17 protein-coding genes are annotated in these 21,641 nt (G+C 73.6%); 2 read left to right on the top strand and 15 right to left on the bottom strand.

Going from position 1 to position 21,641, the window contains the following annotated elements; all coding sequences use genetic code 11:
- Positions 1-118: 118 nt before the first annotated feature.
- From ftsY to ACFWMZ_RS20140, 5 genes are all read right to left on the bottom strand, one after another.
- Positions 119-1,333, bottom strand: a complete 1,215-nt coding sequence (gene ftsY / locus ACFWMZ_RS20160) for a signal recognition particle-docking protein FtsY (protein WP_383203186.1) — start codon at positions 1,331-1,333, stop codon at positions 119-121.
- A 715-nt stretch (positions 1,334-2,048) separates the two neighbouring features.
- A complete protein-coding gene (locus tag ACFWMZ_RS20155) occupies positions 2,049-3,467 on the bottom strand; it encodes a sugar porter family MFS transporter (RefSeq protein WP_383182611.1) in 1,419 nt (472 codons plus the stop codon).
- Between the two features lie 157 nt (positions 3,468-3,624).
- On the bottom strand, positions 3,625-7,536 hold the full coding sequence (locus ACFWMZ_RS20150) for an AAA family ATPase (protein WP_383203183.1): 3,912 nt from the start codon (positions 7,534-7,536) through the stop codon (positions 3,625-3,627).
- Between the two features lie 521 nt (positions 7,537-8,057).
- Positions 8,058-8,267 carry a hypothetical protein gene (locus ACFWMZ_RS20145; RefSeq protein WP_003951107.1) on the bottom strand — a complete coding sequence of 70 codons (210 nt, stop codon included), beginning with the start codon at positions 8,265-8,267 and terminating at the stop codon, positions 8,058-8,060.
- A 389-nt stretch (positions 8,268-8,656) separates the two neighbouring features.
- A complete protein-coding gene (locus tag ACFWMZ_RS20140; RefSeq protein ID WP_383182607.1) occupies positions 8,657-8,938 on the bottom strand; it encodes an acylphosphatase in 282 nt (93 codons plus the stop codon).
- A 144-nt stretch (positions 8,939-9,082) separates the two neighbouring features.
- On the opposite strand from ACFWMZ_RS20140, the gene ACFWMZ_RS20135 reads away from it, so the two are divergent.
- Positions 9,083-10,072, top strand: a complete 990-nt coding sequence (locus ACFWMZ_RS20135; protein ID WP_383203181.1) for a CAP domain-containing protein — start codon at positions 9,083-9,085, stop codon at positions 10,070-10,072.
- A gap of 124 nt (positions 10,073-10,196) precedes the next feature.
- Here the strand turns inward: ACFWMZ_RS20135 and mutM are convergent, their stop codons facing one another.
- The 9 genes from mutM to ACFWMZ_RS20090 all read right to left on the bottom strand — a co-directional run bounded on the left by mutM (position 10,197) and on the right by ACFWMZ_RS20090 (position 19,528).
- Entirely contained in the window at positions 10,197-11,060 is an 864-nt protein-coding gene (gene mutM / locus ACFWMZ_RS20130) for a bifunctional DNA-formamidopyrimidine glycosylase/DNA-(apurinic or apyrimidinic site) lyase (protein ID WP_383203178.1), read from the bottom strand.
- A gap of 102 nt (positions 11,061-11,162) precedes the next feature.
- On the bottom strand, positions 11,163-11,945 hold the full coding sequence (gene rnc, locus ACFWMZ_RS20125; protein ID WP_383182601.1) for a ribonuclease III: 783 nt from the start codon (positions 11,943-11,945) through the stop codon (positions 11,163-11,165).
- Positions 11,946-11,964: 19 nt separating this feature from the next.
- The gene (gene rpmF / locus ACFWMZ_RS20120) at positions 11,965-12,138 is read right to left on the bottom strand and encodes a 50S ribosomal protein L32 (protein ID WP_003951102.1); all 174 of its coding nucleotides are present in this window, start codon (positions 12,136-12,138) and stop codon (positions 11,965-11,967) included.
- A gap of 2 nt (positions 12,139-12,140) precedes the next feature.
- Complete coding sequence (locus ACFWMZ_RS20115; protein ID WP_383182618.1) at positions 12,141-12,710, bottom strand: YceD family protein; 570 nt, start codon at positions 12,708-12,710, stop codon at positions 12,141-12,143.
- 308 nt (positions 12,711-13,018) lie between these two features.
- Positions 13,019-14,158: an ATP synthase F0 subunit B gene (locus ACFWMZ_RS20110; protein WP_383182599.1), complete on the bottom strand. Its 1,140-nt coding sequence runs from the start codon at positions 14,156-14,158 to the stop codon at positions 13,019-13,021.
- Between the two features lie 122 nt (positions 14,159-14,280).
- The gene (gene coaD / locus ACFWMZ_RS20105) at positions 14,281-14,760 is read right to left on the bottom strand and encodes a pantetheine-phosphate adenylyltransferase (RefSeq protein ID WP_383182616.1); all 480 of its coding nucleotides are present in this window, start codon (positions 14,758-14,760) and stop codon (positions 14,281-14,283) included.
- 26 nt (positions 14,761-14,786) lie between these two features.
- Entirely contained in the window at positions 14,787-15,374 is a 588-nt protein-coding gene (rsmD, locus tag ACFWMZ_RS20100; protein ID WP_383182597.1) for a 16S rRNA (guanine(966)-N(2))-methyltransferase RsmD, read from the bottom strand.
- Positions 15,375-15,477: 103 nt separating this feature from the next.
- Positions 15,478-17,676 (bottom strand): ATP-dependent DNA helicase RecG, encoded by a 2,199-nt coding sequence (gene recG, locus ACFWMZ_RS20095; protein ID WP_383203175.1) that lies wholly within the window; start codon positions 17,674-17,676, stop codon positions 15,478-15,480.
- Between the two features lie 64 nt (positions 17,677-17,740).
- The gene (locus ACFWMZ_RS20090; protein ID WP_383203172.1) at positions 17,741-19,528 is read right to left on the bottom strand and encodes a DAK2 domain-containing protein; all 1,788 of its coding nucleotides are present in this window, start codon (positions 19,526-19,528) and stop codon (positions 17,741-17,743) included.
- A 232-nt stretch (positions 19,529-19,760) separates the two neighbouring features.
- Here ACFWMZ_RS20090 and rpmB point away from each other — a divergent pair, with 232 nt between their 5' ends.
- Positions 19,761-19,946 (top strand): 50S ribosomal protein L28, encoded by a 186-nt coding sequence (gene rpmB / locus ACFWMZ_RS20085; RefSeq protein ID WP_003957616.1) that lies wholly within the window; start codon positions 19,761-19,763, stop codon positions 19,944-19,946.
- A 610-nt stretch (positions 19,947-20,556) separates the two neighbouring features.
- Here rpmB and thiD read toward each other — a convergent pair.
- Positions 20,557-21,372, bottom strand: a complete 816-nt coding sequence (gene thiD / locus ACFWMZ_RS20080) for a bifunctional hydroxymethylpyrimidine kinase/phosphomethylpyrimidine kinase (RefSeq protein WP_383182590.1) — start codon at positions 21,370-21,372, stop codon at positions 20,557-20,559.
- Positions 21,373-21,641 lie beyond the last annotated feature (269 nt).

Here is a 21,641-nt window from a genome sequence, read left to right as displayed (position 1 = left end):
GTGAGGAGCCCCGCACCGGGCACGTCGCCGGTGCGGGGCTCCTCACTGCGCGGGTCTCGCCCGGGCGGTTCCGCCGCCGTGATCGCGGGGCGGCCGGGCGGGGGCCGTGCAGGGCCGGTCAGTCGCCGATCAGGGCGTCGACGAAGGCCTCCGGGTCGAACGGGGCGAGGTCGTCGGGACCCTCGCCGAGGCCGATCAGCTTGACAGGGACGCCCAGTTCACGCTGGACCGCGACGACGATGCCGCCCTTGGCGGTGCCGTCGAGCTTGGTCAGCACGATGCCGGTGATGTCGACCACCTCGGCGAAGACCCGAGCCTGGACGAGGCCGTTCTGACCGGTGGTGGCGTCGAGGACCAGCAGCACCTCGTCGAGCGGGGCCTGCTTCTCCACGACGCGCTTGACCTTGCCGAGCTCGTCCATGAGCCCGGCCTTGGTGTGCAGCCGGCCGGCCGTGTCGATGAGGACGACGTCGGCGTGCTCGGCGATGCCCTCCTTGACCGCGTCGAAGGCGATGGAGGCGGGGTCGCCGCCCTCGGGGCCGCGCACGGTGCGCGCCCCGACCCGCTCGCCCCAGGTCTGGAGCTGGTCGGCGGCGGCGGCGCGGAAGGTGTCCGCGGCGCCCAGCAGGACCGACTTGCCGTCGGCGACCAGGACCCGGGCGAGCTTGCCCGTGGTGGTGGTCTTGCCGGTGCCGTTGACGCCGACGACCATGACGACGGCGGGCGTCTCCAGGCCGTTCTCGGTCTTCACGGCGCGCGGGGCGTCAGTGGTGACGAGGTTCAGCAGCTCCTCGCGGAGCAGGGTGCGCAGCTCCTGCGGGGTCCGCGTGCCGAGCACCCGGACGCGCTCCCGGAGCCGCTCGACCAGTTCCTGGGTGGGTACGACGCCGACGTCGGCGGTGAGGAGGGTGTCCTCGATCTCCTCCCAGGTGTCCTCGTCGAGGTGCTCGCGGGAGAGCAGCGTGAGCAGTCCCTTGCCCAGCGCGTTCTGCGAACGGGCCAGACGGGCCCGGAGCCGGACCAGGCGGCCCTCGGTGGGCTCGGGCACCTCCACCTCGGGGGCGGCTGGTGCGGGCTCGGCTTCGACCGGCGGGGCCGCGGGGGCCTCGGCGGTCGGAAGATCCACCTCCTCGATGGTGCGGCGCGACTCGTCGCGCGGCGTCTCGGCCTCGTCGCCGACACGCGGCTCGGCCGGGGGGGTGGTGATGGTCGGGGTGGCGCTCGGGCGCTCGGCAGGCGGCAGCTGCTTCTTCCTGCGGCCGCCGATCACGAGCCCGCTGACCGCACCGACCAGAACCACGGCGATGACTACAGCAAGGATGACGATTTCCATAACCCGACCAGTATCAGCCATGGGGGTGGGGCGGGGAGGGAGCGCGGGCGGGGCGGCGTCGGTGTGGGGCGCGAGGTTGGGGCTGGGCGTCGGGGCGGGCGGCGGGCGGGGCGGGCGCCGGGGGTGGGACGGGCGGGCTCCGAGGCGTACGGGGCGGGCACGCGGGCGAGCCCCGGAGTGACGGGCCGCGTAGGGCCGGGCAGGCACCGGGGCGGGGGCTGGGCAGCGGCGGGGCGGGTGGGCGGGCAGGTGCTGCGTATGCGGCGTACGTCGCGCGCCACCTGCGGAAACACCGGGCGCGCCCCGTCGGGCCCCGCGGCTACGGGGCGCGCCCCGGGCCCGCGCCGCAGCGCCGGGCCCAGCCACGCCGCGCGCCCCGCGCCGTGAGCAACGGGGCCGGAGGTTGACGAGGCGCGGGGCACCGTACGGGGCGGCCCACCCGCGCTCCGTGAACGCCCCGTACGTCGCGCGCGACCTGCGGAAACACCGCCGGCGGGGCGCGCCCCGCCGCAACCCACGGGGCGCGCCCCGCATACCGCCCCCGCCGCCCCGCGCGCTCCCTATCGAGTGACCCGCCCCGCCCCCGCCCCCTGACGAGCCAAACCGACCCACCCGCCGAACGCCCCGCCTCCCCCAACCACAACGGGGCGCCGCCCCCCGCAGGCAGCGACGCCCCGTCCTCCGGCCCGGGCGACACCGCGCCCGGACCCAGCTGTCAGCCCATCTCCTCCAGGGCCTTGCCCTTCGTCTCCTTGACGAACTTCAAGGTGAACGGGATCGACAGCACCGCGAAGCAGGCGTAGATCACGTAGGTGCCGGAGAGGTTCCAGTCGGCGAGACTCGGGAAGCTGGCGGTGATGGCCCAGTTGGCGATCCACTGGGCGGAGGCGGCCACACCGAGCGCGGCGGCGCGGATGCGGTTCGGGAACATCTCGCCGAGGAAGACCCAGACGACGACGCCCCACGACAGGGCGAAGAAGAGCACGAAGACGTGGGCGGCGATCAGCGCGGTGGTGCCCTCGGTGCTGGGCAGCTTGCCGTCGACCAGCGGGGCGGAGAACGCCCACGCCTCGACGGCCAGCGCGATCGCCATACCGACGGAGCCGATGAGAGCCAGCGGACGCCGTCCGATCCGGTCGACGAAGATCATCGCGATGACCGTACCGATGATGTTGATGATCGACGTGGTGAAGGAGTAGAAGAACGAGCCCTCCGGGTCGATGCCGACGGACTGCCAGAGAGTCGTGGAGTAGTAGAACGCCACGTTGATGCCGACGAGCTGCTGGAACATCGACAGGCCGATACCGACCCAGACGATCGGCAGGAACCAGAACCGCCCGCCCAGCAGGTCCTTGAAGGACGGCTTGTGCTCGCGGCGCATCTTCTCGTCGATCTCAGCGACCCGGGCGTCCAGGTCGATCTTGGTGCCCTCCACCTCGGCCAGCACCTTGCGGGCCTTGTCCTTGCGGCCCACCGAGATCAGGTACCGGGGGGACTCCGGGATCACGAAGGACAGCATCCCGTAGAGGATCGCGGGGATGACCATGACGCCCAGCATCAGCTGCCAGGCCTCCAGGCCCATGAGCTTGCCGCGCTGGTCGCCGTCGGCGGCGGTGAGGATGCCGTAGTTGACGAGCTGGGAGATGGCGATGCCGATGACGATGGCGGCCTGCTGGAAGGAGCCGAGCCGGCCGCGGTAGGCGGGCGGGGCGACCTCGGCGATATAGGCGGGGCCGATGACGGAGGCCATGCCGATGGCGAAGCCGCCGATGCAGCGCCACATCGCCAGGTCCCACAGGGCGAAGGGCAGCGCCGAGCCGATGGCACTGGCGGTGAAGAGGACCGCGGCGATCCGCATGCAGTTGATGCGGCCGATGCGGTCGGCGATGCGGCCCGCGGTGGCGGCGCCGATGGCGCAGCCGATCAGGGCGATGGCGATGACCTGGGCGAGCGTCGCCGAACCGACGTCGTACCGGTCCCGGATGGCCTCGACGGCGCCGTTGATGACGGAGCTGTCGTAGCCGAACAGGAAGCCGCCCATCGCGGCGGACGCCGCGATGAAGATGACGTGCCCGAGGTGGTCGGGGTGCGCCTCCCTCGCTCCTGAGCGGGGCGGCGTGGCGTCGTTCGTCACAAAACTCCTCCTCAAGCCCCGTCGTCCTGCCGGGCCTAGGGGAACCGGACGTTGGGGCGGACGGCGGTCTGTTCCAGTGGCGCACACCCGGCTTGGCGCCGCCTGCCCGGAAGCCGCCGACTCACCCGTTCGAGTCGGGGCGGGATCGCCGGACCGTTCAGCGCAGCCGCTGGCTGATCACCTTGGAGACACCGTCGCCCTGCATGGAGACGCCGTACAGCGCGTCGGCGACCTCCATGGTGCGCTTCTGATGGGTGATGACGATCAGCTGGGACGCCTCCTGGAGCTCCTGCATGATGCGGATGAGCCGCTGGAGGTTGGTGTCGTCGAGCGCCGCCTCCACCTCGTCCATGACGTAGAACGGGCTGGGCCGCGCCTTGAAGATGGAGACCAGCAGGGCGACGGCGGTGAGGGAGCGTTCGCCGCCGGAGAGCAGCGACAGCCGCTTGACCTTCTTGCCGGGTGGGCGGGCCTCGACGTCGACCCCGGTGGTCAGCATGTGCTCGGGGTCGGTCAGGATCAGCCGCCCCTCACCGCCGGGGAAGAGCCGCGAGAAGACGCCTTCGAACTCGCGCGCGGTGTCGTGGTACGCCTCGGTGAAGACCTGCTCGACGCGTTCGTCCACCTCCTTGACGACCTGGAGGAGGTCGGCGCGGGTCCGGCGGAGGTCGTCCAACTGCTCGGAGAGGAACTGGTGCCGCTCCTCCAGCGCGGCGAACTCCTCCAGCGCCAGTGGGTTGACCTTCCCCAGCTGCTGGTACGCGCGTTCGGCGGCCCGCAGCCGCTTCTCCTGCTCCGCCCGGTGGAAAGACCTGGGCCGGTTGCGCGGGTGGCCGGGGTCCTCGGGCAGCTCCTCGCCCTCGGCGGGCGGCGACGGCGGTACGGGCTGTTCGGGCCCGTACTCGGCGACCAGCCCCGCCGGCTCGACGCCCAGCTCCTCCAGGGCACGGGTCTCCAGCTGCTCGATGCGCAGGCGCTTCTCCGCGCCGAGGACCTCGCCCCGGTGGACGGAGTCGGTGAGCTTGTCGAGCTCGGCCTTGAGGTCGCGGCCGCGGCCCCGTTCGGCGTCCAGCTCGGCCTCGCGTGCCGCCTTGGCGTGCTCCGCGGCGGTGCGCTCGGCGGCGGCCCGCTCCACGGAGACCTCGATGTGCGCCAGCAGCTGCCGCGCCCCGGACGCCACCGCCGCCGCGACGCGCGCCTCGTGGCGCAGCCGGGCGCGGCGCCGCTCGGCGCGCGCCCGGGTCTCGCGCTCGGCGCGGGCCGCGCGGTCGAGCCCGTCGGCGCGCCCGGCGAGCGCCTTGACCCGCTCCTCGTGGGTACGCAACTGGAGCCGGGCCTCCATCTCGGTCTGACGGGCGTTGGCCCCGTCGGCGGAGAGCCGGTCGCGTACGGCGGTGTCGGGCTCCTCCTCGGCGGGCGCCTCCTCGGCCACGGCCAGCCGCTCGGCCAGCTCCTCGGCGTCGGCGACGGCCCGGTCGAGGGCCTCCTGCGCCCGGGCGGTGGCGGCCGTGGACCGCTCGGCCTCGCCCGCCGCCGCGCGGGCCTGCCCCGCGAGGCCCCCCAGTCGCTGGGCGACGGCGGACTTCTCCCGGTCGGCGCGGCGCCGCTGCTCGGCCAGTTCCTCGGTGAGCGTCGCCTGTTCGGCGCGGAGCCGCGCGGCGTCGCGCTGGGCGTCGGCGAGGTCGGCGCACCGCCGGTCGAGAGCGGCGAGTTCGGCGGCGGCCTCGTCGACCTGCGCCTGGACCTCCAGCAGGCTGGGCGCCCCGGCGGAGCCGCCGTGGGCGAAGTGCGGGCCCAGCACGTCGCCGTCCCGGGTGACCGCGACGGTCGCCCCGCCGCCCGCCCCGACCACGGCCTCCGCCTCGGCCAGCCCGTCCACGACGACCATGCCGCCGAGGAGCGCGCGGAGCGCGGGGGCCAGGTCGGCGGGGGCCCGGACCAGGTCGACCAGGCGGGGCGGGTGCGGGGCGGCGTGCGCGGGGCGCGCGCCGCTGTCCGGGACGGGCTCGGCGAGGGAGCCCGGGGCGCGCTCCGTGGTGTGCGGCGCGCCTGGCGCGACGCGTTCCTGCGCCGCGCCGGGGGCGGCACCGGACGCCGCGCCGTACGAGGCCTGCTCCGCCCCGTCGCGGGCGTCCTCCACGGCCGCCCCGTCGCGCGGTGCCGGTGCGTACGCCCCGCGCCCCGCCGCCCCGTCGCCGTGCGCCGCGCGCCCGCCGGCACCGCGCCCCGTCGCCCCGTCCGGTCCCAGGTCATCCGCCCCGTCGTCGTCCCCCGCCCTGGCCGGCGCGGGCACCGAGGCCGCCGGCGGCGCGTCGTCCTGCGCCCCGGCCGGCCGCGCCCCGTCGGACCCCGCCCGTCCCAGCACCAGCGCCGCCCGCCCCGCGTCCCGTTCGCGGAGCAGCCGGAGCGCCTCGGCGGCCGCGTGCGGACCTGCGGCGGCCAGCGCGTCGGCGGCGGCGCCCAGCGCGGCCGCCACGGGTACCTCGTAGCCGGGGGCGACGTCCAGCAGGGCGGCGACGGGCCCGGCCACGCCGTCGAGGAGGTCGCGGGCGGCGAGCAGTTCCCCTGTGCCGTCCTTGCGCAGCAGCCCCTGGGCCAGGACTTCGTGGCGGGCCGCGAGCGCGGCGCGGCTGCGTTCGGCGGCGGTGGCCTCGTCGCGGGCCTCGGTGAGGGCGGTCTCGGCCTCGGTGAGCGCGGCGCGGGCCGCGTCGTGCCGGGTGCCGAGGTCGGTGTCGGCGGCGTCCAGGCCCTCGACCTCGGCGCGGAGCTGCTCGTACTCCTCCTGCGCGGTGACGGCGCGTCCGGCGGCCTCGTCGCGGGCGGCGGCGAGGCGGTCGATCTCCTCCTGGGCGGAGGCGGCGCGGCTGCGCGCGGCGTTGACCTGGCCGTGGAGGCGGGCCAGCCCTTCGCGCCGGTCGGCGATGGCGCGGGCGACGTCCTTGAGGCGGCGTTCCTCGGCGGCGAGCGCGCGTTCCAGTTCGGCGCGGTGCTCGACGGTGTCCTCCAGCGCGTGGTGGGCCGCTTCGAGGGAGGCGGCCAGTTCGGCCTCCTGCTCCCGGATGCGGGCGGCCTCGCGTTCCATCTCCTCGGGGTCGCGGCCGCGCCGCTCCTCGACGGGCTCGGCACGGGCGCTGCGGACCCGGGCGTCGGCCAGGCCGATGGTGCCGCGGACGCGTTCGGCGAGCTGGGAGAGGGCGTACCAGGTGTCCTGGGCGTGCTGGAGGCGCGGCGCGAGGCGGCGTACGTGGCCTTCGAGCTCGGCCTCGCGCCGCTGGGCGGCTTTGAGTTCCGCCTCGGCGGCGTCGCGGCGCCGCTTCAGTTCGGCCTCGTCGGCGACCTCCGCGCTGAGCGCCCGGCTGAGGGTGACGAGGTCGTCGGCGAGGACGCGGAGCCGGGCGTCGCGCAGGTCGGCCTGGATGACGGCGGCGCGCCGGGCGACGGCGGCCTGGCGGCCGAGCGGCTTGAGCTGGCGGCGCAATTCCTCGGTGAGGTCCTGGACGCGGGCGAGGTTGGCCTGCATCGCGTCGAGTTTCCGCAGCGCCTTCTCCTTGCGCTTGCGGTGTTTGAGGACGCCGGCGGCCTCTTCGATGAAGGCGCGCCGCCCCGTGGGGTCGGCGTGAAGCACGGAGTCGAGTTGGCCCTGGCCGACGATGACGTGCATCTCCCGGCCGATTCCGGAGTCCGAGAGGAGTTCCTGGATGTCGAGGAGCCGGCAGGTGTCGCCGTTGATCTGGTATTCGCTGCCGCCGTTGCGGAACATGATCCGCGTGAGGGTGACCTCGGCGTATTCGATGGGCAGGGCGCCGTCGGAGTTGTCGATGGTGAGGGAGACCTCGGCCCGGCCCAGCGGGGGCCGCCCGGTCGTTCCGGCGAAGATGACGTCTTCCATCTTCCCTCCGCGCAGGGATTTGGCACCCTGTTCGCCCATGACCCAGGAGAGCGCGTCGACGACATTGGATTTGCCGGAGCCGTTGGGGCCCACGACGCAGGTGATGCCGGGTTCGAAACGCAGGGTCGTGGCGGAGGCGAAGGATTTGAACCCGCGCAGGGTCATGGCCTTGAGGTGCACGCCGTGGGACTTTACCGCCCGGCGGGCGGACCGGGCGGGTGCGGAGTCGCCTCTCCCGGTTGCGGTCCGGCGGTTTCGCCGGGGAGAGCGGAGGGCAGATCAGACGGTAATGACCGTGCGGCAGACGGCTGATCTTGAGGGGGAAAAGGAAAAAGGGACGCCGAGGCGTCCCTTGCACTGCGGCTTACTGTCCACCGGCGCGCCGTGTGCGCCTAGCGGCGGACGGACGGCGGCGGAAGTGCTGACCGGTGCTGTTTCCTGAATTCGATCTTTCCCGGACTGAACCGACCCGGACTCCGATATCCGTGCGCGCAGGCACAGAGGACGGAGGTGAATCGCGTGACGACGATTGTCGAAGACGCGACGTCACGACGGGGTCGGTCTCCTGGAACTCCTGGAAGGATTCCGGGACTGGAGATCGTGTTCGCTGACGGATGGGCGACTGCGTACCTGGGCACGTCCGGCTGCTACCTGGCTGCGGACTCGGCCCTGCTCGCGGGTGACCGCGGAGCGGACGTCAGTCAGGTGAGCGCAGGCTCCGCCTTGGATACGTCGAGGCTGTCGAGGAGCGCGTCGCTGTGGTGAGAAGCGGCAGCCGCGAGCGCGTCGTTCTCGGCCTGGATCCGAACGATCTCGGATTCGAGGTCCTGGACGCGCTGCTGGAGCCGTCGCATCTCGGCGAGGAGCCGCGGGTCGGAACCGCCGACGTAACCGAGAAGCGCCTTTGCCATGATGGATGGTCCTCCACACTGAGTTACCGAACGAATCGGTGTGGGTCGTGAGGGAATCGCACCCGCGTTGCCTGGCAATGCTGAATTTTTCTTGGCTCTCACATGCCAAACATCTGTGGGGCGCGGGGATTCCAGCGTCTCACCAAAAAGTTTGACGGTCAACACGATCACAGCCCGTATCGACGGAGCCCCGGCGGCCCAGGCGCGGCCATGCGGCGGCGCGGCCGAATCTGCGGAGCCCGGCGGGCGCGGCGATCATCGTCGTCGGGGCAGCCTCGCACGACGTCGCGTTCTTGGCAACCACCAGGTCATAGCGGTGCGGGAGGCCGGATACGCGGCCGCCCGCCCCTCCCGGTGAGCCGTCTCGGAGACGGCGGGCCGAGACCCTGTCAGCGGGTCGCGAAGGTGTCGTAGCCGCCGCGAGGCGTGTCCCAGATCTCAGTGACTCCGTCGACCCGGCCGGGTGTGTCGCCCTCGGCGAGCCAGTCGAGGAGGGCCTGGCAGTGGTCGCGCGCTCCTTCGGCGACCACCTGGACCCGACCGTCGTCGAGATTGAGGGCAAAGCCACTCAGCCCGCCGATCTCCAGCGCCTTCGCCCTGGTGAACCAGCGGAACCCCACACCCTGCACCTGTCCCCGGACCCAGACCACCAGCCGCGCTTCTTCGTTCATGCCAGCACGCTAACCGGCCAATTGGCGCAGGGGCATCTCGCCCTCACCCGTCTTGGGCTACAGTCCCGACGCAACGATCCTCACCCGATCGGGTGAGGATCGTGCAGGGATAGCTTCACCGTCCGGCCAAGGAAGGCTCAGCACATGGGACGCCACCGCCGCGCCGCCCACGGCGCGACCAACGGCACCACCGCACCTGCCGACCGGCCGGAGCACTCCGCCCGGCCGCACGCCACCGGGTACGCGCCCCAGGAAGCGGCCCCCGCTTTGAAGGAGAACCGCTCGCACCGCCGGCCCAAGCGCGGCGGCGCACCGGTACGGACCGGGCTGCTCGGGGTCTCGGCGGCCGTCGCCATGGGCGCCGTGGCCGTCGCCACCGGTCTGCTGCCGGGCGGCGACCATCTGGCGGTGACCGGTGACGGCCCCTCCGGCCGGGTGGAGGCCGCGGACGGCCCCAGCGACCTGGAGACCAACGGCAGTGCCGACGTCCGCTCGGGCGATGACGCGAGCCGGGGCGCGGACCGCTCGGCGGGGCCGGACGCCGATCCGTCCTCCTCGGCCTCCGAGAAGAAGGACAAGGCCGCGGAGAAGTCCGCGAGCCCCAGCGCCTCCGAGAAGGCCGACGGCAAGGACAAGGCGGTCGAGGAGGCGACGAAGGCTTCCCGCACCCCGGAGCGCGCCCCCGCGCCGACGCCGTCGCGCACCACGCAGGCGCCCGCCCCGTCGCAGCCCAGCGCCGCCCCGTCGTCCCCCGCCGGTTCGTCCGCGGCCGCCGCCGTGCTGTCGCTGGTCAACCAGGAGCGGGCCAAGGCTGGGTGCTCCCCGGTCACCGCGGACGCGGAGCTGGACACGCTGGCGACGGCGTTCAGCGAGGACATGGCCGCCCGCGGTTTCTTCGACCACACCGACCCCGACGGGGACACCCCCTGGGACCGCGCGGAGCAGGCGGGGGTGACCGGCCTCGGCGGCGAGAACATCGCTCGCGGCCAGGCCAACGCCCAGTCCGTCATGGACTCCTGGATGAACAGCCCCGGCCACCGCGCGAACATACTCAACTGCGACTACAAGACACTGGGCGTCGGCGTGCACTTCGCCGAGGGCGGTCCGTGGTGGACGCAGAACTTCGGCTTCTGAACGCCCCTGGGCGCTGACCCGCTGACCCGCTGAGCATCCGACGGCGCCGGTACGTCCCCCACGAGGGGCGCACCGGCGCCGCGCCGCGTCCTGGTGCGGGCGCCCCGTCGGCGCCCCCGCGCCGTCAACCCCCGATCACCCGCGGCGGCCGCTGGCAGCGCGGGCAGAAGTAGCTGGAGCGGTTCATCCACGGCCTGCGGCGGATGGGGGTGCCGCAGCGGCCGCAGGGCTCGCCCTCGCGCCCGTAGGCGTCCAGGGAGCGGTCGAAGTAGCCGGACTCGCCGTTCACGTTGACGTAAAGGCTGTCGAAGCTGGTGCCGCCGACGTCGAGGGCGGCGTTCATCACCGCGCGGATGTGGGTGAGGAGTTCCGCCGAGCGGGGACGGGTGAGGGTGGTGGTGGGCCGGTCGTAGTGGAGGCGGCTGCGCCAGAGCGCCTCGTCGGCGTAGATGTTGCCGACGCCGCTGATCAGGGACTGGTCCAGGAGCGCGCGCTTGACGGTGGTGCGGCGGCGGCGCAGCGCCTGGTGGAAGGCGTCCTCGTCGAAGAGCGGGTCGAGGGGGTCGCGCGCGATGTGGGCGATGACGTCGGGCAGACCGTCGGGCCCGGTGTCGTGGAGGGAGAGGCCGCCGAAGGTGCGCTGGTCGACGAAGCGCAGCTCGGTGCCGAGGTCGTCGGCGAAGCGCAGCCGGACCCGCAGGTGCTTCTCGTCGGGGCTCTCCCCGGGCTGGACGAGAAGCTGCCCGCTCATCCCGAGGTGAGCGAGGATCGCGAAGGGCGCGTCGTCCACCGGGAGCCAGAGGTACTTGCCGCGGCGCAGCGGGGCGGCCAGGCGCAGGCCGGTGAGGCGGTGGGCGAAGTCCTCGCCGCCGGCCAGGTGGCGGCGGACCGCGCGCGGGTGCAGGACGTCGGTGGAGGCGACCGAGCGCCCGGTGATCCACCGTTCCAGTCCGCGCCGGACGACTTCGACCTCGGGCAGCTCGGGCACGTGCGCCTCTTCCCCTTCGTGCGGAGCGCGCAGGACGGGGCGCTCCGGGACAGCAGTACGCCGGCCGCCCCGGGTGGGGACGGCCGGCGGTTGCGGGACGGGTCAGGCCGAGGCCGCGTCGGAGGCCGGAGCCGGGGCTTCGGCCTCCTCCTCGGCGCGCTCGTCCGCCGCGGCGCGGATGGCGCGCCAGGCGGATTCGGCGGCCTGCTGCTCCGCCTCCTTCTTGCTGCGGCCGGTGCCGGTGCCGTACGAGACGCCTCCGACGCGGGCGGCAGCAGTGAATGTCTTCTCGTGGTCGGGGCCGGTCTCCGTGACCAGGTACTCGGGCACGCCGAGCCCCTCGGTCGCGGTCAGCTCCTGGAGGCTGGTCTTCCAGTCGAGGCCTGCGCCGAGGCTGGAGGACTTCTCGATGAGCGGGTCGAAGAGCCGGTGGACCAGCTCTCCTGCCGCGTCGAGGCCTTGGTCGAGATAGACCGCGCCGATCACCGCTTCCAGGGTGTCGGCGAGGATGGACGCCTTGTCCCGGCCTCCGGTGCCTTCTTCGCCTCTGCCGAGGCGGATGAAGGAGCCGAGTTCGAGGCCGCGGCTGACCTCGGCCAGCGCACGCGAGTTGACCACCGCCGCCCGGAGCTTGGCCAGCTGGCCCTCCGGCAGGTCGGGGTGGGTGCGGTAGAGCGTGTCGGTGACCACCAGGCCGAGCACGGAGTCCCCGAGGAACTCCAACCGCTCGTTGGTGGGCAGGCCGCCGTTCTCGTACGCGTACGACCGGTGAGTCAGCGCACGCACCAGAAGGGCGGACTCGAGGTGGTACCCGAGCCGCCCTTCCAGAAGCGTGTGGGACGAGGCCGTGGTGTCCGCCTTCTTGGCGTTGGACAGATCAGACATCGGGCCTCTCACCAGCCGCTCAGACCTCGAGGACCTGGCGCTTGTTGTAGGTGCCGCAGCTCGGGCACGCGATGTGCTGCTGCTTCGGCTCGTGGCAGCGCTCGCACGCAACCAGGGTGGGGACCGCAGCCTTCCACTGCGACCGGCGGTGGCGCGTGTTGCTGCGCGACATCTTCCGCTTCGGAACAGCCACGGCTACTTCTCCTGCTTCTCGTCGACACCGGGGTCGGCGCCGCTCAGATCGTCCTTCTCGCCTGCCTGGATGGTCCCGGCGAGTCCCTGCAATGCCGCCCAACGGATGTCGGTGGCGTCATGGTGGTGGTCCGGATCGTCCGCGAGCCGTGCCCCGCACTGGGAGCACAGGCCCGGACAGTCGTCCTGGCACACCGGCTGCATGGGCAGTGCGAGCACTACCGCGTCACGCAGCACCGGTTCGAGGTCGAACATGCCGTCCTCTAGCGGGATGACGTCCTCGTCGTCCTCGGCGTCGTCGCCCGGTTCCGCGGTGCGGCCCCGGTCGGCGGCGTCAGGGTACGAGAACATCTCCTGGAAGTCCGCTTCGAGCTCCAGCCCGAGCGGCTCCAGACACCTTACGCACTCCCCCTTGGCGGCGGCACGGGCGGTCCCCGTGACGAGGACCCCTTCCATGACCGACTCAAGGCGGAGCTCGATCTCCACCGGCGAACCCTCGGGCACGCCGATGACGTCTTCGATACCGAACTCGGGGGAGCCCGGGGCCTGCACCGTGCGGTTCAGCTGCTGCATGGCACCCGGACGCCGCCCCAGCTCATGCGTGTCGAACACGAGGGGGTTGCGGTGGTCGAGGCGCGTGTTCAGAGCTTTACCTTCTTCCGGTTCACGAGATCAAGGGGATGCGGTCCTGCCGGAGGCCTCCGGGGGACGGTCCACGGGCCACCTGGCCCGGTCCGTCGTCGCCGGGGAGTCCGCCGGGTCCCCGGCGGAGATCCGCCGGGGCCGTGGACAGGCACGACCGAACAGCCAGGATACTGGACCGGGCCGCTGTCTCCCAATCCGGCCCCGGACCGCCCCGGGCACCGCTGCCCGGCGAGCGGTCAGCGCCCCTGCTCGTACCGGCGCAGCTCCTCCGCGCTGATCATGCTCGTGTCGAAGAGGCTGGTCTCGTCGAGCGCCGTCGCGGGACGCTCCTGCGGCACCGGCGGTACGGCGTACCCGCTGGCGTCGTAGCCGCCCTGGGCCGGGTAGCCCTGCGGGGCGTACCCCTGCTGCTGGGGGTGGCCGCCCTGCTGGCCGTAACCGTAGGGGTCGGGCTGCTGCTGCTCCTGGTAGCCGTACTGGCCGGGCTGCTGCTGGCCGTAACCCTGCTGCTGGTAGGCGTAGGCGTCCTGCTGGGCCGGGACGCCGTAGCCGTACGGGTCGTGTTCGGCGGGCGGGGCCTGGTCGGCGTACGGCTCCTGCGGCGGGGCCGCGGGGGCGGGCGGCGCCGAGGCGGGCGGCGCAGGGGCGGCGGGTCCGGCGAGGCCGGCGAGGTAGTCGGCGTCGCTGGTGGCGGCCTGGGTGGCCTCGTCGCCGAGTTCGCCGAGGGCGGCGAGCTCGTCGGTGGCGATGCGGCCGTGGAGCTTCTGGCGGCCGCGTCCGACGGCCTCCAGGGTCTTGCCGAGGACCGCCTCGAAGGCACCGAACTTGGCGCTGACGTAGTCGTCGGCGCGGCGGCGGAGCGTCTCGGGGTCGTGGCTGCGCTCGGGGGCGTCGGCGTAGTCGGGGTCCTCGTAGCCCTCGTCCGGTTCGGGGGCGGCGCCGAGGAGCTTCTCGCGGCCGCGGCCGACGGAGCCGATGGTCTTGGTGAGGACCACTTCGAAGTTGGCGAGCTTGGAGTCGACGTAGTCGTCGGCCTGGGCGCGGATCTCCTCCGCCTCGCGGCGGGCCTCGGCGAGGATGCGGTCCGCCTCGTCCTGGGAGCGCTGGGCGACGGCGGTGCCGGAGACGAGGGTGCCGCGTTCGGCGTGGGCGGACTGGATGATCCGCTCGGCCTCCTGGCGAGCCTGCTCGACCATCTGCTCGCGGCCGCCGATCAGCTCCTGGGCCTCGGCGAGGGAGCCGGGCAGCGCCTCGCGGACCTCTTCGAGCAGGGCGAGCAGCTCGGCGCGGTTGATCACGCACGAGGCCGACATGGGCATGGACCGCGCGCTGCCGACCGTGTCGACGATCTCGTCGAGCTTCTTCTGGACGTCCACCGGGTGCTCGCCAATCTCTGTGCCTGGTTGGGAAGTCGGACGCACCGACTGTACGGCCAGCCGGGGCCCGGCGGACACCGGGTGAGGCACCGTCAGTTCCCGTCAGCCGCGAGGGGCGGGGCTCACTTCTTGCCGAGGCGGTCGCCGAGGGCGGCCAGGACCGGCTCCGGGACCAGGTGGGAGACGTCGCCGCCCCAGGCCGCGACCTCCTTGACGAGGCTGGAGGAGAGGAAGCTGTAGGTGGGGTTGGTGGGGACGAAGAGCGTCTCGACACCGGAGAGGCCGATGTTCATCTGGGCCATCTGCAGTTCGTAGTCGAAGTCGCTGACGGCGCGCAGCCCCTTGACGATGGCGGGGATGTCGCGCTGCTTGCAGAAGTCGACCAGCAGGCCGTGGAAGGACTCGACCTCGACGTTGCCGAACTCGGCGGTGACCTCGCGGATCAGGCTGATCCGCTCGTCGATCTCGAAGAGCCCCTTCTTGGACTGGTTGATCATGACGGCCACATGGACCACGTCATAGAGCCTGGAGGCGCGGGCAATGATGTCGAGGTGTCCGTTGGTGATGGGGTCGAACGACCCCGGACAGACGGCACGGCGCAACTGAAGTCCCTCGCTCCCGGGTCCGGTCATCGTGCGTCTTCGCACGTAGAGGCGGCGCGACCGTACCAAAACGTTCCCTCGCCGTAGCGGCGGGCCCGCTCAGGGTGAAATCCGTCCGGCCATCCGAATTCTCCCCCTCTGGTGGCGCGTTCCACCGTGATGAGCGCCTCATCGGTGAGCCAGCCCCCGGTGCGCAGTGTGAGCAGGATCTCCCGGAGTTCCTCGTCGGTGACGGCGTACGGCGGGTCCAGGAAGACCAGGTCGTACGGGGCGCCGGGGGGCGGGGCGGCGATCGCCTGCGCGGCCTTGGCGGCGCGGACCTCGGCGCCGGGCAGGCCCAGGGTGCGGACGTTGTCCCGGATGGTGCGGGCGGCGCGGGCGTCGGCCTCCACGATCAAGGCGTGGGCCGCGCCGCGGGAGAGCGCTTCGAGGCCTACGGCGCCGGAGCCGCCGTAGAGGTCGAGGACCCGTACGCCGTCGAGGGGCCCGCCGTGCAGCGACTGCCAGGTGGAGAAGAGGCCCTCGCGGGCCCGGTCCGAGGTGGGGCGGGTGCCGGTGCCCGGCGGTACGGCGAGGCGGCGTCCGCCGGCGGTCCCGGCGATCACGCGGGTCATCTGAGTCCTTCGGGGGTGGGGGTGCGGCCAGGGTCCACGATATGGCGTACGGAGCGGGGCGCACCTGTCGGCGTACGGCGCGGGCCGGGGCGCGGGCGGCGGCTCACCCCTTGTCGAGGTACTGCTCACGCTCCTCGTCCAGCAGGGCGTCGAGGGCGGTGCGCAGGGCGGGGAGACCGGCGAGGCCGGGATCCTCGGCGACGGTGCGGGTGGCCTCCTCGCGGGCCTCGGCGATGATCTCCTCGTCCTCGATGACGGCGAGCATCCGCAGCGAGGAACGGACGCCGGACTGGGCCTGGCCGAGGACGTCGCCCTCGCGGCGCTGCTCCAGGTCGATCCGGGAGAGCTCGAAGCCGTCGAGGGTGGCGGCGACGGCGCCGAGGCGGGCGCGGGCCGGGGCGGCCTCGGGCATGTCGGTGACCAGGAGGCAGAGCCCGGGGGCGAAGCCCCGCCCGACGCGGCCGCGGAGTTGGTGGAGCTGGGAGACGCCGAAGCGGTCGGCGTCCATGATCACCATGGCGGTGGCGTTGGGGACGTTGACGCCGACCTCGATGACGGTGGTGGCGACCAGGACGTCGGCCTCGCCCGCGGCGAAGCGGCGCATCACGTCGTCCTTGTCGTCGGGGGCCATACGGCCGTGCAGCACCTCGACGCGCAGCCCGGCGAGGGGCCCGGCGGCGAGTTGCTCGGCCACGTCGAGGACGGCGAGGGGCGGCCTGCGCTCACCGTCGTCCGCGGCGGCCTTCTTCTTGGCCGTGCCCTCCTCCTCGTCGCCGATGCGCGGGCAGACGACGTACGCCTGGTGGCCGCCCTCGACCTCCTCGCGGACGCGCTCCCAGGCGCGGGCGAGGAAGTGGGGCTTGTCCTGGGCGGGGACGACGTGGGTGGAGATCGGGGAGCGTCCGGCGGGGAGCTGGTCGAGGACGGAGGTCTCCAGGTCGCCGAAGACGGTCATGGCGACGGTGCGCGGGATGGGCGTGGCCGTCATGACGAGGAGGTGCGGGGTGCGGGCCTCCTCCTTGGTGTGGCCCTTGGCGCGCAGGGCGTCGCGCTGCTCGACGCCGAAGCGGTGCTGCTCGTCCACGACGACCAGGCCGAGGTCGTGGAACTGCACCGTGTCCTCGATGAGGGCGTGGGTGCCGATGACGACGCCGGCCTCGCCGGTGGCCAGGTCGAGGAGGGCCTTGCGCCGGGCGGCGGCCGTCATGGAGCCGGTGAGCAGGACGACTTTGGTGGCGTGCTCGGCGGCGGCGAGGGTGCCGCCCTCGGCGAGGTCGCCCATCATCTCGGTGATGGAGCGGTGGTGCTGCTGGGCGAGGACCTCGGTGGGGGCGAGCATCGCCGCCTGGCCCCCGGTGTCCACGACGGCGAGCATGGCGCGCAGCGCCACCATCGTCTTGCCGGAGCCGACCTCGCCCTGGAGGAGGCGGTGCATGGGGTGGTCGGCGGCGAGGTCGTCGAAGATCTCGCGGGAGACCTTCTGCTGGCCGTCGGTGAGGGTGAAGGGCAGCCGCACGTCGAAGGCGGTGAGCAGGCCGTCGGGCGCGGGGCGCCTGGGTACTGCGGTGAGCTGGCCCTCGGCATGGCGGCGGCGGGCGAGGGCGACCTGGAGGACGAAGGCCTCGTCCCATTTGAGGCGGGCGCGGGCCTGGGCGACGTCGGCCTGGGTCTGGGGGCGGTGGATCTTCAGCAGGGCCTCGGGGAGCGGGACGAGGCCGCGGCCCTCGCGCAGGGCGCCGGGGAGCGGGTCGAGGGCTTCGGAGGCGCTGGGGAGGACGGCGTCGACCGCCTTGGCGATCTTCCAGGACTCCAGTTTGGCGGTGGCCGGGTAGAGCGGGATGAGGGCGCCGGCCCAGGAGGCGACGTCCTCCGCGCCGTCACCGCGCAGGAGTTGGTAGGCGGGGTGGGCGAGCTGGAGGCGGTGGTTGAAGACGGAGACCTTGCCCGCGAACATGGCGCGAGTGCCCGGCTGGAGGTCCTGGTGCGGCTTGTGCACGCCGCGGCCGAAGAAGACCAGGCGCAGGGAGCCGCTGCCGTCGGTGATGGTGACTTCGAGGCGCTTGCCGCGTCCGCCGTTGAACGTGTGCACCCGTGCGTCGGAGACCTGGGCGACCACGGTGACGTGCTCGTCCAGCGGGAGGTCGGCGAGGGTGGACAGCTCGCCGCGCTCGGCGTAGCGGCGCGGGTAGTGGTGGAGCAGGTCTCCGACGGTGTGCAGGCCTAGGTGGTCGGCCATCACCTTCGCGGTGGGCGGGCCGACTACTTTCTTCAGGTTCTCATCGAGCGCGGGCACGTGGTCCATTGCACACCACGGGGCTGACAATCGGCGCGGGGGCCGGGCCCGTCCCGACGTCGGGACGGGCTCCTCACTCCACCCCGATGAGTATCGGCGAACTCTGCCGCCCCCCCCGGTAGACGACGGTGTCGACGGCGAGGTGGGTGGTCCGTACGTGGCGCTCCAGGAGGTCGGCCACCTGGTCCGGCACCTCGTCGTCGAGGACGAGGGTGACCATCTCGCCGCCCGCCGAGAGCATCCGGTCCAGCACGGTGCGGGCGGTGTCGGTGAGGTCGGCGCCGATGACGGCCACGTCGCCGTCGACCAGGCCGAGCACGTCGCCCGCCTGGCAGATGCCGGCGGTGGTCCAGGACTGGCGTTCGGCGACGGTGATCTCGCCGTGCCGGGTGGCACCGGCGGCGGAGGTCATGGCGACGACGTCCTCGTCGAAGCGGCGGCCGCTCTCGTGGACGGCGAGCGCCGCGATGCCCTGGACCGCGGAGCGGGTGGGGATGAGGGCGACGCGGATGCCGTCGCCGCGGGCCTGTTCGGCGGCGACGGCGGCGGTGTGCCGCAACTCGGGGTCGTTGGGGAGCAGGACCACCTCGTGGGCGTGGGCCCGGCGGATCGCCTCGGCCAGTTCGCCGCTGGCGGGGGGTTCCCCGGCGCGGTGGTGCACGGTGGTGGCGCCGCCCTGGGCGTACAGGTCGGCGAGGCCGTCCCCGGGGACGACGGCGACGACGGCGCGCGGGGCCCGCTCGCGGGGCGGCTGGGCGGTGTCGGGGCGCGCGGCGGTGACGGCGGCGAAGTGGGTGATCCGGACGCGGTGCGGGCGGCCGGCCTCGATCCCGGCCTCCACGGCGGCGCCCGCGTCGTCGACGTGGACGTGCACGTTCCACAGCCCGTCCCCGCCGACGACGACGAGCGAGTCCCCGAGCGCGTCGAGGCGCCCGCGAAGCCGGGCGACGGCGGCGTCGTCGGCGTCCAGGAGGTAGATCACCTCGTACGCGGGACTGCCGGCGGCTGCCTCGCCGGGGACGCAGTCGTCGGCGCCGTCGCCCACGGGTTCGCCGGACGGGGCGGGCGGCGGGGCGGTGCACGACGGGGCCGCAAGGCCGCCGACGGGGCGGGGCGCGGGGCGGGCAGGGGGTTCGCCGGTGAGGGCTTCGACCAGGGCGTGCAGGACGGTGACGAAGCCGCGGCCGCCGGCGTCGACCACCCCGGCGCGGGCGAGGACCGCGAGGTGCCGGGGGGTTTCGCCGAGGGCGGTGAGGGCGGCGGCGTGCGCGGCGCGGGTCACGGCGGCGCAGTCCGCTCCGCCGGCTCCGTCCGCCTCGGCCGCTCCGTCGGCGGCGGCGGTGGCGACGGTGAGGACGGTGCCTTCGACGGGGCGCGCCACCGCCCCGTAGGCGGAGTCCGCGGCGCGGCGCAGGGCCAGGGCGAGGAGCCGGCCGTCGGCGCACGCCGCGTGAGCCGTGTCACGGGGCGTGGTCAGTACCTGGGCCATACCGCGCAGGAGCTGGGCGAGGATCGTGCCGGAGTTGCCGCGCGCCCCGATGAGCGCGCCGTGGGCCATGGCGCGTACCGCGTCGGGTAGGCCGGGCAGCGTGGCGTCGGTCTCGTGGGCGGCGAAGACGGCCTCGACGGCCTGGGCGGCGGACTCGACCGTCAGGTAGAGGTTGGTTCCGGTGTCGCCGTCGGCCACCGGATAGACGTTGATGGCGTCGATGTCCTCGCGGGCCCGCCCCAGCGCGTCGAGGGCGAGGGCGCACCAGCGGCGGACGGCGGGGGCGTCGAGGTGGCTGCCCCTGCGGTGCGGGGGACGCGGATGCGGGGCGGGGGACGGGGACCCTGCGGGCCGCCCTTCCGGCTCGGGCACCTGCGCCTCCTCGTGCGGCTGGACTGCCCGCAGCGTAGACCCGGCGGCTCCGGTGGGCGGGGGCGGGGGCTCCGCCGCCCGTGGTAGTTTCGTTGAGCAGGAGCGGCCGTTGTATGCTGCTCCGGTTGCTCGATGAAAATCGGGCTTTTTCCCCCTGGCAGCGCCAATCAGCTACTGATCCCGGCATGCCGGGATTTCACTGTAAGTGCATCTGAAGTCTTTGGAGTGACCCGTGGCTGCCAACTGCGACGTCTGTGGCAAGGGGCCGGGCTTCGGCAACAACATTTCGCACTCGCACCGCCGTACGTCGCGTCGCTGGAACCCCAACATCCAGCGCGTGCGTGCCGTGGTCGGTCGGACGCCGAAGCGGCTCAACGTCTGCACCTCGTGCATCAAGGCCGGCAAGGTCTCGCGCTAATCGCGAGCGGTGTCCCCGCTCCGAGCGGGGGCAACCCGGTTCTCGCGTGGACGTCTCGCACTGGCGCGGCCACCTGGCTTGCTGCTCTAAGGCCGGTTCATCTTCGGATGAACCGGCCTTTTGCCTGTCCGGGAGCAGGGGCTGCACGAGGGCTGGGCCGGAACGGCTGAGCTGAGGGCGGTCGGGGCTGCGCCTTCGGGGACGGGGGCGCTCGGGCGTGTAAGTGGTACTCGGGCGGTCGCGGTGCGGGGCGGTCGCAGTGCGGGGCGGTCGCGCCTCGTGGGTGGCTGGGCGCGGGGGCGGTCGTGCCTCGGGAGTGGCTGGGCAAGGGCGCCGTCGAGCGATGGTTCGTGGCCGCGGTCCGCCCCGTACGGGGCGCGCCCCGTCGCACCACCGTTCCGCAAACCCGCAGGTCGCGCGCGACGTAGCGCCCCGTACGGAGCGGGCTGCGACCACGCCCACCGCGCCGCCGGCCGCGCGGTGGGCGCCCCGTACGGAGCGGGGCCGAGGCACTTCGGACTCGGAGTGCGCGGCCCACCGCACCAGCCCTGAGCACGACGGCCGGGCCCGAATACCAACCCGGCCCCGAGCCACCCCCGGCCCCGGCGGCCTACTCCCCCACGCTGCGCTCCCCGAGCCGCCACCCGTGATCCACCGGGCCGATCCCCGCGCCGAGGGCGAACCCGGCGCCGATGGCCCCGGTGAGGTACTCCTTGGCCAGGCCGACCGCCTCCGGGACCGGGTGGCCGAGGGCCAGGTGAGAGGCGATGGCACTGGCGAGGGTGCAGCCCGTGCCGTGGGTGTGCCGGTTGTCCAGGCGCGGGGCGCGGTACCAGTGGGTCTCGGTGCCGTCGGTGAGCAGGTCGACCGCGTCCCCGGGCAGGTGTCCACCCTTGACGAGCACCCACGCGGGCCCGAACGCGAGCACCGCCTCCGCCGCCCGCGTCATCCCGTCCTCGTCGTGGACCTGGACGCCGGTGAGCTGGGCGACCTCGTCCAGGTTGGGGGTGGCGACCGTGGCGACCGGCAGCAACCGGTGGCGTACGGCGTCGAGGGCGGACTCGGCGAGCAGGGAGTCCCCGTGCTTGGAGACGCCGACGGGGTCGACCACGGTGGGCGCCTCGGTGACATCGAGGAGTTCGGCCACGGTCGCCACCAGCGACGCGGAGGAGAGCATCCCGGTTTTGACCGCCTGGACGCCGATGTCGTCGACGACGCTGCGGTACTGGGTGCGGACCGCCTCGTCGGGGAGTTCCCAGACCCCCTGCACGCCGAGCGAGTTCTGCGCGGTGACGGCGGTGAGCACGCTCATGCCGTGCACGCCGAGGGCGAGCATGGTCTTCAAGTCCGCCTGGATGCCTGCTCCGCCACCGGAGTCGGACCCGGCGACGGTGAGCACCCGGCGGGGGCGCGGCGGTATGTCCATGGGGGCGAATCTAGCGGTGCGTCCAGGCCGGACGGGTGGCGGGGCCTGCCGCCCCGCGTCTCGGGCGCGAGGTGGCGCCGCGCACCGCGGCGGCCCCGCCGACGGGGCGCGGCGCACGCTGCACGCGGCGTGGGCCCCGCCTTGCGACGCCCCGCGGTAAGGGCATCGCCGCCCCGCAGCCCCCTACACCCCCTACCCGTCACACCCACGCCGCCCCGCCACCCCCTACACGTAACCCCCACGCCGCCCCGTCACCCCGTACTCAACAG

The sequence above is a fragment of the Streptomyces sp. NPDC058373 genome (assembly GCF_042723275.1).
Lineage (GTDB): Bacteria > Actinomycetota > Actinomycetes > Streptomycetales > Streptomycetaceae > Streptomyces.
This window is presented reverse-complemented; position numbering and strand designations above follow the sequence as displayed.